The 16,538-nt window shown below is 36.0% G+C and carries 18 protein-coding genes; 10 read left to right on the top strand and 8 right to left on the bottom strand.

Annotated elements, in window-relative coordinates:
* The first annotated feature begins 16 nt into the window (after nucleotides 1-16).
* From A8L32_RS16745 to A8L32_RS16755, 3 genes are all read left to right on the top strand, one after another.
* Nucleotides 17-424 (top strand): OsmC family protein, encoded by a 408-nt coding sequence (locus A8L32_RS16745; RefSeq protein ID WP_075591034.1) that lies wholly within the window; start codon nucleotides 17-19, stop codon nucleotides 422-424.
* An 18-nt stretch (nucleotides 425-442) separates the two neighbouring features.
* Nucleotides 443-1,450, top strand: coding sequence for an NAD-dependent epimerase/dehydratase family protein (locus A8L32_RS16750; RefSeq protein ID WP_075591035.1), 1,008 nt, complete (start codon nucleotides 443-445; stop codon nucleotides 1,448-1,450).
* A gap of 72 nt (nucleotides 1,451-1,522) precedes the next feature.
* Entirely contained in the window at nucleotides 1,523-1,882 is a 360-nt protein-coding gene (locus A8L32_RS16755) for a DoxX family protein (protein ID WP_075591036.1), read from the top strand.
* 20 nt (nucleotides 1,883-1,902) lie between these two features.
* Here the strand turns inward: A8L32_RS16755 and A8L32_RS16760 are convergent, their stop codons facing one another.
* The 4 genes from A8L32_RS16760 to A8L32_RS16775 all read right to left on the bottom strand — a co-directional run bounded on the left by A8L32_RS16760 (nucleotide 1,903) and on the right by A8L32_RS16775 (nucleotide 4,278).
* On the bottom strand, nucleotides 1,903-2,490 hold the full coding sequence (locus A8L32_RS16760) for a DUF502 domain-containing protein (protein WP_075591037.1): 588 nt from the start codon (nucleotides 2,488-2,490) through the stop codon (nucleotides 1,903-1,905).
* 72 nt (nucleotides 2,491-2,562) lie between these two features.
* A complete protein-coding gene (locus A8L32_RS16765) occupies nucleotides 2,563-2,916 on the bottom strand; it encodes an MmcQ/YjbR family DNA-binding protein (RefSeq protein WP_075591038.1) in 354 nt (117 codons plus the stop codon).
* 31 nt (nucleotides 2,917-2,947) lie between these two features.
* A complete protein-coding gene (locus A8L32_RS16770; RefSeq protein ID WP_075591039.1) occupies nucleotides 2,948-3,313 on the bottom strand; it encodes a YraN family protein in 366 nt (121 codons plus the stop codon).
* Nucleotides 3,314-3,375: 62 nt separating this feature from the next.
* Nucleotides 3,376-4,278, bottom strand: coding sequence for a S66 peptidase family protein (locus A8L32_RS16775; protein WP_075591040.1), 903 nt, complete (start codon nucleotides 4,276-4,278; stop codon nucleotides 3,376-3,378).
* A 224-nt stretch (nucleotides 4,279-4,502) separates the two neighbouring features.
* Between A8L32_RS16775 and metG the strand changes: the two genes are divergently transcribed.
* Entirely contained in the window at nucleotides 4,503-6,539 is a 2,037-nt protein-coding gene (gene metG / locus A8L32_RS16780) for a methionine--tRNA ligase (protein WP_075591041.1), read from the top strand.
* 486 nt (nucleotides 6,540-7,025) lie between these two features.
* Here the strand turns inward: metG and A8L32_RS16785 are convergent, their stop codons facing one another.
* The 4 genes from A8L32_RS16785 to A8L32_RS16800 all read right to left on the bottom strand — a co-directional run bounded on the left by A8L32_RS16785 (nucleotide 7,026) and on the right by A8L32_RS16800 (nucleotide 11,766).
* On the bottom strand, nucleotides 7,026-8,774 hold the full coding sequence (locus A8L32_RS16785; RefSeq protein ID WP_075591042.1) for a cytochrome-c peroxidase: 1,749 nt from the start codon (nucleotides 8,772-8,774) through the stop codon (nucleotides 7,026-7,028).
* 83 nt (nucleotides 8,775-8,857) lie between these two features.
* Nucleotides 8,858-10,312: an alkaline phosphatase PhoX gene (locus tag A8L32_RS16790; RefSeq protein WP_075591043.1), complete on the bottom strand. Its 1,455-nt coding sequence runs from the start codon at nucleotides 10,310-10,312 to the stop codon at nucleotides 8,858-8,860.
* A gap of 461 nt (nucleotides 10,313-10,773) precedes the next feature.
* Entirely contained in the window at nucleotides 10,774-11,283 is a 510-nt protein-coding gene (locus A8L32_RS16795) for a DNA-3-methyladenine glycosylase (RefSeq protein ID WP_075591044.1), read from the bottom strand.
* A gap of 12 nt (nucleotides 11,284-11,295) precedes the next feature.
* A complete protein-coding gene (locus tag A8L32_RS16800; RefSeq protein WP_075591045.1) occupies nucleotides 11,296-11,766 on the bottom strand; it encodes a nucleoside deaminase in 471 nt (156 codons plus the stop codon).
* A gap of 389 nt (nucleotides 11,767-12,155) precedes the next feature.
* Between A8L32_RS16800 and rplM the strand changes: the two genes are divergently transcribed.
* From rplM to A8L32_RS16830, 6 genes are all read left to right on the top strand, one after another.
* Complete coding sequence (gene rplM, locus A8L32_RS16805; protein WP_075591046.1) at nucleotides 12,156-12,611, top strand: 50S ribosomal protein L13; 456 nt, start codon at nucleotides 12,156-12,158, stop codon at nucleotides 12,609-12,611.
* Nucleotides 12,612-12,616: 5 nt separating this feature from the next.
* Nucleotides 12,617-13,003 carry a 30S ribosomal protein S9 gene (gene rpsI / locus A8L32_RS16810; protein ID WP_075591067.1) on the top strand — a complete coding sequence of 129 codons (387 nt, stop codon included), beginning with the start codon at nucleotides 12,617-12,619 and terminating at the stop codon, nucleotides 13,001-13,003.
* A 180-nt stretch (nucleotides 13,004-13,183) separates the two neighbouring features.
* Nucleotides 13,184-14,017 carry a 30S ribosomal protein S2 gene (rpsB, locus tag A8L32_RS16815; RefSeq protein WP_075591047.1) on the top strand — a complete coding sequence of 278 codons (834 nt, stop codon included), beginning with the start codon at nucleotides 13,184-13,186 and terminating at the stop codon, nucleotides 14,015-14,017.
* Between the two features lie 30 nt (nucleotides 14,018-14,047).
* Nucleotides 14,048-14,872: a translation elongation factor Ts gene (tsf, locus tag A8L32_RS16820; protein WP_075591048.1), complete on the top strand. Its 825-nt coding sequence runs from the start codon at nucleotides 14,048-14,050 to the stop codon at nucleotides 14,870-14,872.
* 88 nt (nucleotides 14,873-14,960) lie between these two features.
* Nucleotides 14,961-15,695 carry a tRNA lysidine(34) synthetase gene (locus A8L32_RS16825; protein ID WP_075591049.1) on the top strand — a complete coding sequence of 245 codons (735 nt, stop codon included), beginning with the start codon at nucleotides 14,961-14,963 and terminating at the stop codon, nucleotides 15,693-15,695.
* Between the two features lie 36 nt (nucleotides 15,696-15,731).
* Nucleotides 15,732-16,517 carry a class I SAM-dependent methyltransferase gene (locus A8L32_RS16830; RefSeq protein WP_075591050.1) on the top strand — a complete coding sequence of 262 codons (786 nt, stop codon included), beginning with the start codon at nucleotides 15,732-15,734 and terminating at the stop codon, nucleotides 16,515-16,517.
* Nucleotides 16,518-16,538 lie beyond the last annotated feature (21 nt).

The following is a 16,538-nucleotide window of genomic DNA, read 5'->3' on the forward strand; positions in this document are numbered from 1 at the left end:
ACTAACAAAAGTAATTATGAGTATTACTGTTAAAACAAAATATATTGGTGGCCTAAGAACTGAGAATGTACATATTCAGTCTGGAGCAAAAATTATTACGGATGCTCCTTGCGATAATAGGGGTAAAGGTGAAGCTTTTTCTCCTACCGATTTGCTGGCTACTTCGCTGGGGAATTGTATAATGACAATTATGGGAATTAAAGCCATGGATAATCAGATTGATATTGATGGTACAGAGCTGAATATTACTAAAATTATGGCGGCAGACCCAAGAAGAGTTTCTGAAGTTGTGCTGGCTTTTCATTTTCCAGCTAAAGGATATACTGATGCACAAAAAGAATTAATTGAAAGTGTAGCTGGAACTAGTCCGGTACCTTTGAGTATTCATCCTGAATTAAAACAGACCATTACGTTTAATTGGTAGTCTGACTAAGATAAATATATGGTATTAGTAACTGGTGGTACAGGTTTAGTAGGAGCACATTTAATATATCAACTCATTTCGAGTGGAGTTCAAGTGCGTGCTTTAAAACGAGAATCATCCGACATTGAAAAAACGCGATTTGCTTTTGCTTTTTATGGTGAAAAGGGGGTGCAATCATTTGAAAAGATTGAATGGGTGAATGGGGATTTGTTAGACTACGATTCCTTGTGTATTGCCATTGATGGGGTTGATAGAGTTTATCATACAGGAGCTTTAGTGTCTTTTAATCCTTCGTTAAAAGATGATATGATGGAGGTAAACGAAGCAGGAACGGCTAACTTGGTGAATGCTTGTTTAGAGAAGGGAATCAGTAAATTTTGTTTTGTGAGTTCTATAGCCACATTAGGTAATTCAAAAAGTGGAGAAACCATTGATGAATTTTCGTACTGGCAAGGTGGTAAGGATCATTCGGCTTATAGTATTAGCAAATTTAGAGCAGAGATGGAAGTGTGGCGTGCTACAAAAGAAGGTTTAAGTGCAGTCATCGTTAATCCATCCGTTATTGTAGGTCCTGGAGATTGGAATCAGGGAAGTCCTAAAATTATAAAAACAGTGTATAAAGGCTTGAAATTTTATACCCCAGGAGGCACCGGTTTTGTGGATGTAAGAGATGTAGTTAAAGGCATGGTTCAATTAATGGATAGCTCCTTAGAAAATGAGCGTTTTATTTTAAATGGTGCTAATATCTCTTATCAATCTTTTTTTAGTCAGGTGGCAGGTGCATTAAAGGTAAAGGCGCCAAGCATAAAAGCAAAAAAGCATTTAATAGGCTTAGCCTGGAGGTTTGAAAAAATAAGAAATAAAATATTTGGTACGGAGCCTCTGATAACAAAAGATTCCGCCAGAACTTCATTAAAGACTACACGCTATTCGGGTAAGTTTATTCAGGAGAAATTAGATTTTGAATATACACCGATCGAAAAAACAATAGTGGATACAGCAAACTACTTCCTTAAGACAAACTAATTGTTTTTAGAAAACAATATGCTTGGGCATCTGTTTATGAGTCATATAAACGTGTGATTAATAATTATTGTTATGAGTAAAACGAATAGAATAGTTTATTACGTTTCAACAGGTTTGCTGAGCTTAATGATGCTGATGTCAGCCGGAATGTATTTTTTTAATCACGAAATGGTGGCAGCCACTTTTACTAACTTAGGTTACCCCACCTATATTATTTATCCATTAGCAGTAGCAAAGATATTAGGTGTAATCGCCATCTGGACAAAGAAATCAAAGGCCTTAAAAGAATGGGCTTATGCTGGTTTTTTCTTTGATTTAATTTTAGCAGCTGGAGCGCACATCGCTATTAAAGATGGTGAGTTTATTCCTGCTGTAGTGGTTATTATATTGTTGGCTATTTCGTACAAGTACGATAGAAAACTTTTTGCTTAATGGCAGTTGTATAAAAAGGATTAGTCATTTTTAATTTTTGAAACACCACCAGAAACAATAAATTTCATAACCTCTGCAGAGTTTGCCTCAACAGGGGTTATTTGTTTTTTAGGCACCACATATAATTCTCCCAGCATTCCGTATGAGCTCGGAAGATAAACACCTACCATGTCATCTACCCCTAATTCTTCTAAATTGGTGTTGGTGATAAAACCAAATCGGTGTAATATTCCTGTTTCATCTAGCTTAACGATTACGGGCTGGTTGAATTTCTTCTCTCCTCCAACAAAGGCCGATAATAAATCCTTCACCGACGAATAAATCATTTTTATCAGTGGCGCTTTTTTCATCATTTTATCATATGCCTCTGATAATGGTGTAGAAATCATTCTTTGTCCAATATACCCAATGGCCGTTACGAGTACTAATATTAGTACTATACCTACGCCAGGAAAATTGTACTTTGCTAATTCACCACTTTTAAATAATTCTCGCTCCATGAGCAGACCATCTACCCATATTACGCTGAATACAATAACGTATACTGTAACCGCTAGAGGTACTATATATAATAATCCTTGAAGAAAAAATCTGATTAGCTTTTTCATGTATTTAAAAAATTGTATCAAGACAGGCGAGCGTCGAAAGCCCAGCTTTTAAATCATTCCCCTGCATTAGATTTATAAATTATTGAGCTCTTCTTTTTGCTTTTTAGTTAATTTAGAAACAACTAACTCGTAAGAATGATCAATCATCTTTTTAAGCAATTCAATTTTTAAGCTTCCTTCCATTTCAACTGTGTTCCAATGGCGTTTATTCATATGATAACCTGGCTGAATAGTCTCGTATTCTTCGCGTAAAGCAATAGCTTTTTCAGGATCACACTTTAAGTTGACCGAAAAGTTCTTGTTCAAACTAGTTAAAGCATACATTTTTCCAAGAACCTTAAAAACTAATGTTACCTCATCAAAAGGAAACTCTTCAGTTGTTCCTTTTTTTGAAAGGCAGTATTCTCTAAATTCTTCTATATTCATTTTTGCAATACATTATAATATATAACCCGCTTTAATTAGTGGGTGGATAAAAAGCTTCTTTAATATGATCGATTTTCCATGTTGTGCCATCCGGAATTACAGAAACCACATCGAAACGAACTTCTAAATCAATATCGTTCTCCATGATATAAGCTTCGGTGGCGTCTACTAAAAAACGAATCTTGCTGTTTGTAATAGATTCTTGTGGATGCTCCCAATCTTCGGTCGATCTGGTTTTTATTTCTGCAATTATCAATAGATCATCCTTCTGAGCAATTAAATCAATTTCTTTAGGATGATAACGCCAGTTCCGTTCTAATATTTTATACCCCTCAGAGGCAAAATAAACGGCAGCTCTTTCTTCTCCTTCTTTACCTAGTTCGTTATGGTCGGCCATGGTTTTTGTTTTTCAAAATACAACATAATCATGTTTAATACAACCTTGATGCGTAAGTGCGTTTAAAAGGAAACCAGACTTACTTCATCATTCATAACGTTTAACTCAACTTTCTCTCCTAATATTAAAGGGTAATTGGTTTCAATATGTCCTGCAGGGAAGTTAAAGGCTACAGGGTAATTATATTCGGCAACAGCATTATAAATAATTTCTTCTATGCCTTGTCCAAAGGGAGTTTCATTGTCGTGCATATCCGTAAACTGACCAACTACCAAGCCCGACAATTTCTCTAGAACTCCGCCTAGCTTTAGGTTGTACATGGTTCTATCCAAGTGATATAAATATTCAGATAAATCCTCTATAAATAGGATTTTGCCATTTGGGTCAAAGTCGTATTTCGTTCCACGCAAAGCATGAATTAAAGATAAATTTCCGCCAACTAATGTTCCTGTTGTTTTTCCTAATCGGTTAGTAGGATAAGGATTAATCACATATTCGGGAGACTGGCCTTCTAAAAAAGCAAAAAGAATATCAACGTCCGCCGAGCTATCTGTATAATTCGAAAAGCTCTTGGTCATTGGTCCATGAATAGAGGCTAAATCATGCTTTTGTAACGCAGCGTGCAAAACGGTAATATCGCTAAAGCCCACCAACCATTTAGGACTTTTTATTATTCCAGTAAAATCCAGTTGGTCAACAATTCTGATGGCACCATAACCTCCGCGTGTGCAAACAATCGCTTTTATGTTTTCGTCATCCATCATTTCTTGTAAATCATCTTTCCTGTTTGCATCAGTAGATGAAAAGTTAAAATGATGCTGATGAACAGATTTGCCAACTTTGGTTTTGAACCCCAGGTGCTCTATGCGAACACAGGCTTGTTTTACAATATTGCTATCAATTCGTCCTGCAGGAGCCACTATTCCAATAGTATCGCCTTTTTTAATTGAAGGAGGATGTATCATGAATTATATTCTTATCTAAAACTAAGTTGTAAATGTAAAAAAATACTTAAGTGTTCGCCAATGCAAATAAACATGCTTGTGAACTTTAAAAACTTTTAACCTTACCAACTTTATAAACTTTAAAAAACCTTATCTTTGCGGCAATCATATATGATGATGATAAATCCGTGCTTAAATATTTAGCCGGATTTTTATTTTTCACCATACAATTAGCGCTTTAGAAAATGGATAATTTTAAAAGAACACTTGTTACAACAGCTTTACCGTATGCTAACGGACCTGTTCATATTGGCCACCTTGCCGGAGTATATGTTCCTGCGGATATTTATGTGAGATATTTACGAATGAAAGGTGAGGATGTTTTATTGATTGGAGGTAGCGATGAGCACGGTGTTCCTATTACTTTAAAGGCTAAAAACGAAGGTGTTACTCCGCAAGATATTGTGGATAGATATCATGGCATTATTAAAAAAGCCTTTGCTGATTTTGGGATGACCTTTGATGTTTATTCCAGGACAACTTCAGAAACTCATTACGAAACAGCTTCTGAATTCTTTAAAACTCTGCACGAAAAAGGTGAGTTTGTAGAAAAGGTTTCTGATCAGTATTATGATGATGAGGCTAAGCAGTTTTTAGCGGATAGATATATTACGGGTACTTGTCCGCATTGTGGGAATGATGGGGCATATGGTGATCAGTGTGAGAGCTGTGGTACTTCTTTAAATGCTACCGATCTTAAAAATCCAGTTTCGGTCATCTCGGGCAGTGTGCCAGTGGTTAAAAAAACCAAGCATTGGTATTTGCCTTTGGATAAACATGAGCCTTTCTTGAAAAAATGGATTTTAGAAGATCATAAAGAATGGAAGGCAAATGTATACGGTCAGTGTAAGTCTTGGATTGATTTAGGTTTGCAGCCACGTGCAGTAAGTCGCGATTTAAATTGGGGTGTACCTGTTCCTGTTGAGGGAGGAGATGGAAAAGTATTGTATGTGTGGTTTGATGCACCTATTGGGTATATTTCTGCTACTAAAGAATTAACTCCTGAGTGGGAAAAGTATTGGAAAGATCCAGAAACAAAAATGCTACATTTTATTGGCAAGGATAATATTGTGTTCCACTGTATTGTATTTCCAGCTATGCTAAAAGCTGAAGGTTCTTACAATTTACCAGAGAATGTTCCTGCCAATGAGTTTTTAAATTTAGAAGGTGATAAAATATCTACTTCAAGAAATTGGGCAGTTTGGTTGCATGAGTATTTAGAAGATTTTGAAGATCAGCAGGATGTGCTGCGTTACGTTTTGTGTGCCAATGCGCCAGAAACAAAAGACAACGATTTTACCTGGAAAGATTTTCAGGCTAGAAACAATAATGAATTGGTTGCCATATTAGGTAATTTCGTGAATAGAGCTATTGTGTTAACCCACAAATACTATGGCGGTAAAGCGCCTGCAATGGGCAGTGTTGTTGAGGATTTCGACAATGAAACTTTAGCGCAGATAGATGGAATAGTTAAAAAGGTTGAAGCTAGTTTGAATACTTACCGTTTCCGTGAAGCGGTTAAGGAGATGATGAATTTAGCTCGTTTAGGGAATAAATACCTAGCGGATACAGAGCCTTGGAAGTTGATTAAAACGGATGAGGAGCGTGTTAAAACAATCATGTATGTATCTCTCCAAATTACCGCTAATTTATCGGTTTTAATGGAGCCATTTTTGCCTTTTAGTGCAGTGAAGCTTCAAACCATGTTGAATTTATTCGGCGTTAACTGGGAGGATTTAGGACGTACAGATTTAATTCCCGAAGGGCACGAAATTAATAAGCCTGAGCTTTTATTTGCTAAAATTGAAGATGAGCAAATTCAAAAGCAGCTGGATAAGTTAGAAGCTACAAAAACCGCTAATGAAGCTGCTGCTAAAACAGTAGAGCCAGCAAAAGACAACATTAGTTTTGATGATTTTACCAAAATGGATATTCGTGTTGGTACAATTGTAAGTGCCGAAAAGGTAGCCAAAACGAAGAAGTTGTTAAAGCTTGAGGTGGATACAGGTATTGACGTAAGAACCGTTGTGTCTGGAATTGCAGAATATTACCAAGCGGATGAAATAGTTGGAAAGCAAGTGAATATTTTAGTTAATCTTGCTCCAAGAAAAATTAAAGGAATAGAATCTCAAGGAATGATTTTAATGGCTGAGGATGCGGATGGCAAATTTGTGTTTATACAGCCTTCAGTAGAAGTTAAGCCTGGTTCAGGTGTAAGTTAGTATACGTTGAAAGCGAAAATATATAAATAGCTGCCTCGTTGAGGTGGCTATTTTTTTGCCCCAAAAAAGAAAAGCTAAAGATTCGTTAATCAATAGCTTTTCGGGTCATTTGGAAAACAACTAATTATACTTGGAGAATTAGTTTCTATGTTAAAATAAATCGGAAATTAAATGGAATGTGTCATTCTGATATACGATACTAGAACGTATCTATAAAACTGTTTCATTGTGTCTTTTATAGGGTTATAGTTAATGAATGCTCTCCGAACAAAATACATTGTTGTTTTGGAATGACCATTTTAAAGATACGATAAAGAATTAAGAATCAAAATAAAAATTCTAAAAAAATATAATCGGAAATGACTAGGGTGCATAGGATTAGTCGCATTTTGTATTCAAAATGATAAGTTTTTGGCAGTGCTTTTCGGTAGGTGTAACTGCAAAAAAATAATTAATGTTTCAATTTATGTCCAAATGTTTTATATCCTACTGATCAGATAGTGTTTTTAAAAACTCAATAATTTCTTTCATTTCCTTATCGGTCAGATTTAAAGGTTCTAAAGGCAGGGTTTGATACGTACTAATTAAACCTAAGCCATGCCCGCCTCCTTTGTTATAAAAGTCCATTACCTCTTCTAGTGAATCGTATACCCCATTATGCATATAAGGTGCAGTTACTGCAATATTTCGTAGAGTTGGGGTTTTAAAGAAGTGTTTTCTTTGTTCTGCACCAAGTACATTGTATCTCCCTAAATCAGCCGATAAAAATGAATTTATGGTATCCTTGTTTGCTGGTGTTCCGATCATTTCTAATTCTGAAATATTAAAGTTGGGAGGTAAAGTGCCGTTGAATAAAGGAGCAAAGTGACAAGTAGCGCATTGTGCTTTTCCCATAAATAAGTTAAAACCGTTTATTTCAGCTGCGCTTAAATCGTTTTGCTCGCCTCTCATGTTCTCATCAAACGTAGAGTTAAACGGAGATAAAGTTCTAATATAATCAGCAATGGCGTTGCGAATATTAAACTCAGTTAAGCCATCCTTGTAAATAGAATCAAAACCGATCACATAGGTAGGATTAAGGTTAGCAGAGGCTTTTAAGTTGGAAAGGTTAGTATGGAATTCAGTTTCGTTATTTATTACGGCTACAATTTGTCCTTCTAAGCTTCCCGCTCTACCATCATGAAAAAATGCCTGTTGTAAAGCTGCGTATTTTAAAGTGGGACTATTTCGCATTTGGCCTTCAGCTAATTTTCGTCCATCTGTAAAAGCTAACTCAGGTAAATGACAACTACTACAACTAAATTTACTGTCTGTAGATAAGGTTTGGTCGTAAAACAGCATTTTGCCTAATTCTGCCTTTTGTGGAGAAAACTGGAGGTTGTAATCCATAAAATACTCCAAGTTGAAAGTAGAATCAGTAAATAAGTTCTCCGTGCTGTTAAGCAAGGCCAAAGTAAAAGGAAATTCAACTTTCCATTCGGAAGCTAAATCGTTAAGTAGAGCTAACTGTTTGTGCGTATGTTGCTGTATGAAATAGTATCGGTCAAAGCTTACGAAGTCATCATTTAGTGTATTAATAGCATGTTTAAATTCAATCAATAATGGCTCAATGCTTATAGTAGAATGTGATTCGAAGCATTTTAAGTACTCCATATTAGCTTTATATACCACTTGACTTTCATTTAATGAATTGGCTAATATAGGAGAGTCATAACCCGATAAGCCAGTAAGTGCTATTTGAACAATTGATTGCTTTAACATCCAGATGATGTGATGAGGTTGGTAGTCTATTACGGTAGAATAACTTTTAATCAGTTTTAAGCGATTAGAGATGAGTTCGGTATGATGTGTTATTTCGTTATAATTAATGCTGTCTGCGTATATAAGTTCTTCCAGAACCTGAAAACCCGAGGCCTTCATTACTTTAATGTCAGTAGCATCTTCATCGTAAACTTTAATAAATGGTGATTGGTTTAAGAAGCTGTAGTTTTCTTTGTCAACAAAAGATAGGATTGGTTCTGTTTTTTTGAAGGCGTATCTAGCGTTTAGGTAATGTGCTTGTTGCTTATGTAGATCTATCTCAGTTTTTACACTGTCAAGGTATGAGATAGAGGCTTGAAGATTCGCCGCATATAGGTTTTGAAGTTTCTTGAAACCTGATTTTTGCGTAGTTGGAGTTTTGCAGCTAATTAAAAATAAAAGAGCAAGAATGAGATAATTGACTGGGGTATTCATGATGGTAAATAAAATAGAAATCCTGCCTACTACAATAATGTGTAGCAAGCAGGAGATGGTTTATAATTTAAAGGAGTTTTAATTTATCTAGGTAGGCCATTTATTAAGTAAAGCATGCTACCTTCTTTTCGGCTGTTGGCCACATCGCTATTGGCTGTAGGGTCAGTAAATGGCGTTCCATCAGCTTTTTCCCAACCATGGTTTTGAGTAATTAATAAGAATGAGCCATTTTTACCAATCACATCAGAAACATCTATCATACCTGTTATTTCCCAAGCTTTACTTGTATTGCCATATCCTTGAGAAGCGCCTTTGTCTTGGTCGCACTCCAATACAACTTTCAACTCTCCACTTTTAAGGTTATACTGATAAAGTCTGGCATAATGCTGTTTATCGCTATTGTCAAAATATCCATTCGGATCTTCTTGAATGTAAGCGTAGTTCTCAGTAACGCAGATATTGTCAGGACTATGGAAAGCTTTTGCCTTACCATCCATTTTATCGCCATCTAAAACGCAAGTGATTTTTCCGCCTTTAGTAGGATCTTCATTATTTAGCTCTACCTTATATACTCTACCATAAATTGAGCCTTTACCAACTAAACCATCTTTTTTTCTTCCTGTCACACAGAAATATATCTCACGGTTATTGCCTGCAGAGCCTCTTCTCCAATCAATATCTTCTAAACGTGAAAAGCCCATAATACCTTTGGTTTTAGCCTCGGTATCTAATAAATCAATGCTTTTTTCTGTTAGTTCAACAAACTCCATGTCGTATGAAGTTCCTTCTTGCATATCTACTTCGTACATAATTCCGTCAGAAGTAACTTTTAAGCCATAAAGCTTCCCGTTTTCTAAATCGCCATGGTTTCCAACATACATACCTAATTGTCCAGAAGGTACTTCGTTATCACTATGGTCATCGCCAATAAAAACAACTGTTTTTCCAGGGTATGCATTTTTACCTATAGCCACTGCGTTTTCAGTAGACCATTGTCCCATGGCAGTTAACATTTTTGGTAGGCTTGCATTGTTTGTACTGCGGTAAGGGTCTGTTAAGAATACACCTTTTGAGCTACCGCCCCATTCTCCACCAGACATATATAATGGTCCGAAACCATGTTCCTCAGGAGTAATTAATGAACCACTACATTGTGCAGTTGCTGCAGTAGCACTAGCATTTAAGATATGCTCGCCCTTAACTGGAGCGAATGTTTCATCGAAGGTAATTCTGGCAATAGCATAATCAGCCTCAATATTATTAATTAAAGAAAAGGTGCCATTCTGGTTTTTTAAAAGACCAGCTCCATCAGCCATTGAGCCATAAACAAAGCTGGGTGACTCTTCTAGTTGATCTTCAGACGAAAGTATAGGATAAACCTTTAGTGTAGCAAAAGCATCATCCAGTTTTAGTAGGGTTGGTGTAGAAGAATGTGCCATTAGCTCAACCTTGGAGCTTTCGTTGTTATCATCTTCTGTGCAGGCAGCAAATAAAAAAGTTGTTGCTGCTAATAAAATCATAGTTTTAAAATTCATCATCTTTACAGTTTATTGTTTGCTGCAAAGTTGAGTTGTTAGTATAAAGGAAATATTAGCCTTGTGTTAGGGAATTGAAATTAATAACAGACAAAAAAGTCTGAAATAGGAGTGCCTTGACTTTCTATTAACACGCAAAGAAGTGACGAATTGTCTAAGATGCCTGATGGTAAAGGAGCTGTTAGAAAGAGAAGCTTTAAGAAATCATGAAGTGGTCTGAAATGTTGTGAGGGTGATACGGCCTTAGGATTAAGTACAGCAATGCTGTTTTAACACGCTTTAACTTTTTTTTGTATCGCTTCACGCTATTATGCCTTACATTTGTCATGTAGATTTTTTTTCATAGATTTAGATTTGGTTAACAAAGCTGATTTTAAGGGTAAAGGATAGATGTTCCATCTATCCTTTTTTTATGCCTTATATTTTAGGAAGATCAATGGAGGATAGGTTTTATAAAGATATAGTCAAATATAAAAGCGCCATAGTTTGTTAGCCCACACTTCGCCAGCATAGTCAATGCCTATTCTTCTATCGCGTTTGATCATGTGCTTTTTCTGAGGGTAAGTATCTTCAATCCAAATTCGTTGTGATGAATGAGTGTCTTCGCCATAAAAGCTTTTATCTATTTTCAATGCTTTGCCAACTCTGCCTGGACCAGAGATTTTATTTATACCTCTAATTAATACTGCTTGGGGTTTGTTCTCAATTCCGCAAACAAAATTAAGCATCCAATGTATACCGTATATTAAATATACATATACTTTTCCGCCTTGGTGATACATTACCTCTGTTCTGGCTGTTCGGCCTTTGCTAGCGTGGCAGGCCAAATCTTCTTCGCCACAGTAGGCCTCTGTTTCGGTAATTATTTTTCTGAGTTCAGTTCCATCTTCAAATTTACGTACTAATGTTTTTCCTATGAGTTGTTGGGCTAACTCAACGGCATCTTGCTGAAGGAATTCAGAAGGGACTCTCATCTGTAACTAATATTAGTATTCGATTTTCTCGTCGGTATCTTGCCATAGCTTAAAAGCTTTAAATGCCTCTGCATTCATTAGGGGAATAGACTTTAAACTTCTTTCGTGAATAGGTTTATCTATTTCTTGATAAATGAAATCATCACTAAAGCCTATTTTGTCTGCATCCTTTTTAGTATTGCCATAGTACATGGTGTCTATCTTGGCCCAATAAATAGCTCCCAAGCACATTGGGCAAGGTTCGCATGATGTATATATAGTGCACCCTGATAAATCAAAATTACCTAGATTCTTCGAAGCATTTCTAATGGCGGTAACTTCGGCGTGAGCAGTAGGGTCGTTGTTGGTGGTAACTTGGTTAAATCCTTCTGCAAGTATTTTATCGTTTTTTACAATAACGGCTCCAAATGGACCTCCTCCATTTTTCACATTCTCAATAGAAAGCTCAATAGCTCGTTGCATATATTCTTGATGATTGCTCATATTTTAATTTTTAGGTAAGGACAAATATAAGTAATGAATCTAGTATTAATATACCATCATGAGGAAAGAAATAGTACTGTTGATAACTATGCAGCTCATTAATAAAAGAAATATCCTAAGTGTATCATATTGAGTAGGCTTGCATATATGCATGTAATTGAAAAAGTTGTTGATATTTTTTAATTTTTATTGGGTAGATATAAAAATTAACTGTACTTTTGCGCCCGATTATTATTTGTGCCGAACAGATTAAGACGATATAACTGAGGGATTTATAAGCATATCTTCGATGGGAAGTTGATATCTATGATCTTGTCAGATAGATTGTTATGCTGTTTGAAACTGTATATTGTAATAATTTTTAGTTTAATTTTTTAACAAAGAAGACTGTGAATACTTTAAGTTACAAAACAGTATCGGCAAACAAAGCAACCGCTAACAAAGAGTGGGTTGTAGTAGATGCAAAAGACATGATTGTAGGTCGTTTGGCTTCGAAGGTAGCAAAGTTGCTACGTGGTAAGTACAAGCCTAACTATACACCTCATGTAGACTGCGGAGATAATGTAATTATTATCAACGCTGACAAGGTTCGTTTAACAGGAAACAAGTGGGAAGGTAGAACATTCTTTTATCACTCAGGTTATCCGGGTGGACGTACTGATGTTACTCCTGCACAATTGTTTGCAAAAAGTCCTGAGAGACTTGTAGAGAGAGCTGTAAAAGGTATGTTGCCTAAAAATCGTTTGGGTAGTCAATTATTCAGAAACCTATTTGTGTTTGCTGGACCTGAACACAAACAAGAAGCGCAAAAACCAAAAACAATTGATTTAAACTTATATAAGTAATGGGTATGGAAGTAACAAACGCAATTGGTAGAAGAAAAGCTGCTGTGGCTCGTATTTATTTGGGTGAAGGTAAAGGTCAAATTACCGTAAACAAGCGTGATCTTAAGGATTACTTTCCATCGCCTATCTTACAGTATATCGTAACTCAACCTTTAGCTACTTTAGGAGTTGCTGAAAACTACGATATCAAAGTTAATATCTACGGTGGTGGTATTAAAGGACAAGCGGAAGCTATTAGATTAGCTATCTCTCGTGCACTAGTTAAAATTAACGAAGAAGATAAGCCTGCTTTAAAAGCACAAGGATTTATGACTCGCGACGCTAGAGTTGTTGAGCGTAAAAAACCTGGTCAGCCTAAAGCACGTAAGAAATTTCAATTTAGTAAGCGTTAATATTTTTCGGGTGCGTTTAGTATCTAAATTCACAAGATTCTCTTTGGAGTTGAAAGTGAAAAGTGATAAAGTTGAAAGTGTACTACACTTTATAAACTTTAGGCTTTACGAACTTTTGAACTAAAGACGGCTACTTGGGGATTGTATTTACAGAATGTAAACGACTTTAAAAAAAAGAAAATGGCAAGAACAAATTTCGATGAGTTATTAGAGGCTGGAGTACACTTCGGTCACCTAAAAAGAAAGTGGAACCCAGCAATGGCTCCTTATATTTTTATGGAGCGTAATGGTATCCACATTATCGATTTACATAAAACAGTTGCAAAGATTGAAGATGCAGCTGAAGCATTAAAGCAGATTGCAAGATCTGGACGCAAAATTTTATTTGTTGCTACTAAAAAGCAAGCAAAAGAAATTATTGCTGAAAAAATGAAAGGCATTAACATGCCTTACGTTGTAGAGCGTTGGTCAGGTGGTATGTTGACTAACTTCCCTACTATTCGTAAAGCAGTTAAAAAAATGGGTTCTATCGATAAAATGATGGCTGACCCAACTGCCTGGAAAAACCTTTCGAAAAGAGAGCGCTTACAAATTACTCGTCAGAGAGCTAAATTAGAGAAAACATTAGGTAGTATTGCTGACTTAACTCGTCTTCCAGCTGCTATGTTCGTTATTGATGTAATGAAAGAGCACATTGCTGTACGTGAGGCTAAAAAGCTTAATATTCCTGTGTTTGGTGTGGTTGATACTAACTCTGATCCTTCAGAATTAGACTATGTAATTCCAGCTAATGATGATGCTACTAAGTCTATCGAATTAATCACTGATATTATGGTGAAAGCTATAAGCGAAGGATTAAGCGAAAGAAAAGTAGAGCGCGAAAATGAAGCTGCAGCTAAAAAAGATAGAGCCGCTAAAAAAAGTGAGCCTAAAAAAGAAGCTGCTAAAAAAGTTGAGGTAGCTGCTGAAAAAGCTCCTGAAGCTCCAGCTAAAGAAGAAGGTAAAACTGAATAATTGATTTAATCATCTTAAATAGATAATATCATGGCGATTAAAGCTGCTGATGTAAGCAAACTCAGAAAAATGACCGGTGCCGGTATGATGGACTGTAAAAAGGCATTAACCGAAACTGATGGAGATTTCGACGCTGCTGTTGAAATTATCCGTAAAAAAGGTCAAGCAATGGCTAATAAGCGTGCCGACCGTGAAACTACGGAAGGTTCATCTAGAGCTAAAGTAAGTGCCGACGGTAAAAAAGGTGCTGTTTTAATTTTAAAATGTGAAACAGACTTTGTTGGTAAAAACGAAAGTTTTGTTGCTTTGGCGGATTCAATCCTTGAAACAGCGCTTAATAGCGATGTTACTTCTAAGGAAGCGATCCTTGATTTAGAAATGAATGGTGCAGCTGTAAAAGATGTAATCACTGAGCAAATTGGTGTTATCGGTGAAAAAATCGAAATTGAAGATTACGCTGTGATTTCTGCTGAAAAAGTAATCCCTTATATCCACCCAGGAAGTCAACTTTCTGTAATCGTTGGTTTTAACCAAGCTGATTTCGAAGAGCAAGCGGGTAAGGATGTAGCAATGCAAGTTGCTGCAATGGCGCCAGTAGGTGTTGATAAGGAGTCTGTGCCAGCTGACATTGTTGAAACTGAATTAAGAATTGGTAGAGAAAAAGCAAAAGAAGAAGGTAAGCCTGAAGCTATGCTTGATAAAATTGCACAAGGTCGTTTAGGTAAATTCTTTAAAGAATCTACACTACTTGAGCAAGCTTTTGTTAAAGACAACAAAAAGTCTATCAAACAATATCTTAATGAAACAAGTGCAGGTTTAACTGTTACTGAGTTTAAGCGTTTTTCTTTAAGCTAATTAGTTTTACGCTTTACAATATATTATCCCGACCTGCATTGCAGTGTCGGGATTTTTTTTGATTTATTGCCATATAATAATGTAGAAGATGCAAAAAGCAGATAAAAGCTTCTTTCGAAAAATAATTAACCTATCAGGAAAAGCCATAAATCAATATAAGATGATTGAAGCCAATGATCGGGTATTGGTAGCGGTGTCTGGAGGTAAAGATTCCCTTTCGTTATTAGATATATTGGTAGAACGCCGTAAATTTTTGCCTATTGATTATGAGATACACGCCATTCATGTTATTACAGATGATGTGCCTTACGAGATAGATAAAGACTTTTTAGCTCGTTTTTGTATCGAACTGGATGTCACCTTGCATTTAATCACAACACATGCAGGTATAGAAGAGAAGTCTGATAAAAAGCCTTGTTTCACCTGCTCTTGGAATAGACGTAAAGAACTTTTTGATTTTGCTCGGAAAAACGGTTTTAAGAAGGTAGCTTTTGGTCACCATTTAGATGATGCCATCGAAACCTTAATGATGAATATGCTGATGCATGCAAACATATCTTCTATACCAGGTAAATTGTCTATGTTTAATGGGGATATAGAGGTTATTAGGCCTCTAATTTTCCTGACCAATGCAGAGATGATCAGATATTCAGAAATGAAGGAATTTGTATCCTTAAAAAAGGAATGTCCTTACGAAGATCACACGATGCGATATGCAACCCGTCAAATGATTCATCAATTCGAGAAGCTCAACCCTCAGGCTCGGATCAATCTTTTTAAAAGTATGAGTAATATTGATGAAGAATACTTGCCTAAAGTTTAAAGATTTACTTCTTTTAAATATTAATTGACTCGTGATATGCTCAGGTTTCTCATTTGGCTCACTATTAAATTCATCAATGCTAGTTATAAGTTTTTCAATTTCTGCTGGAAGCGCTTAGTATGGTTCGACTCTGTTGTTGAAGGCTTTTGGTTATCCGTATTGTCTGAGGATGAGTTGAATAAATCGATTATTAGTTTTTATAAGAGGAATAAGCAATATACCCAAGATGAGCAGACAACAAAAGGTTTGTTTAATTGGGAGAAGAATATTGCCAATAATATTCCCATTAAAAATGCACGAATTGTTGTACTTGGAGCAGGAGGAGGGCGTGAGTGTTTAGCTTTAAACCGTTTAGGGTATAAGTTGAGTGGATATGAGAGCGATAAAAAAATGGTAGAGTATGCCCAAAAGTATTTTGCTAATCTAGAGATAGATATCGCTTTTAATCATATCCCAATAAATACAATTCCTCATTCAAAATGTGATATTTTTTGGTTTGGTTGGGGCATGTACACGCATATCTTTAGTCAAGAGAGAAGAGTTCAGATGCTTTGTGATGTAAAGAAGCAAATACCACAAAATGGTTATATCATTATCTCCTATTGGAAGGAAAATAGAGAATTTACTAGAAGAAAGATAATAGAGAATATGACAAAAAAAATAAACCGTCGTCCTGTGGAAGCAGGTGAAGGTTTTAGAAATGGTTTTTGGACCAAACGATTTACCCCCGATCAAATTAAAGAAGAAGCAGCATTGGTTCAATTAAAAGTGGTTCATATAAGTGAAGTTGAATATGGGCATGCAATACTTGCACCACAATAATTTCACACAATAAAAGCAGCC

The sequence above is a fragment of the Labilibacter marinus genome (assembly GCF_001659685.2).
Classification (GTDB): domain Bacteria; phylum Bacteroidota; class Bacteroidia; order Bacteroidales; family Marinilabiliaceae; genus Saccharicrinis; species Saccharicrinis marinus.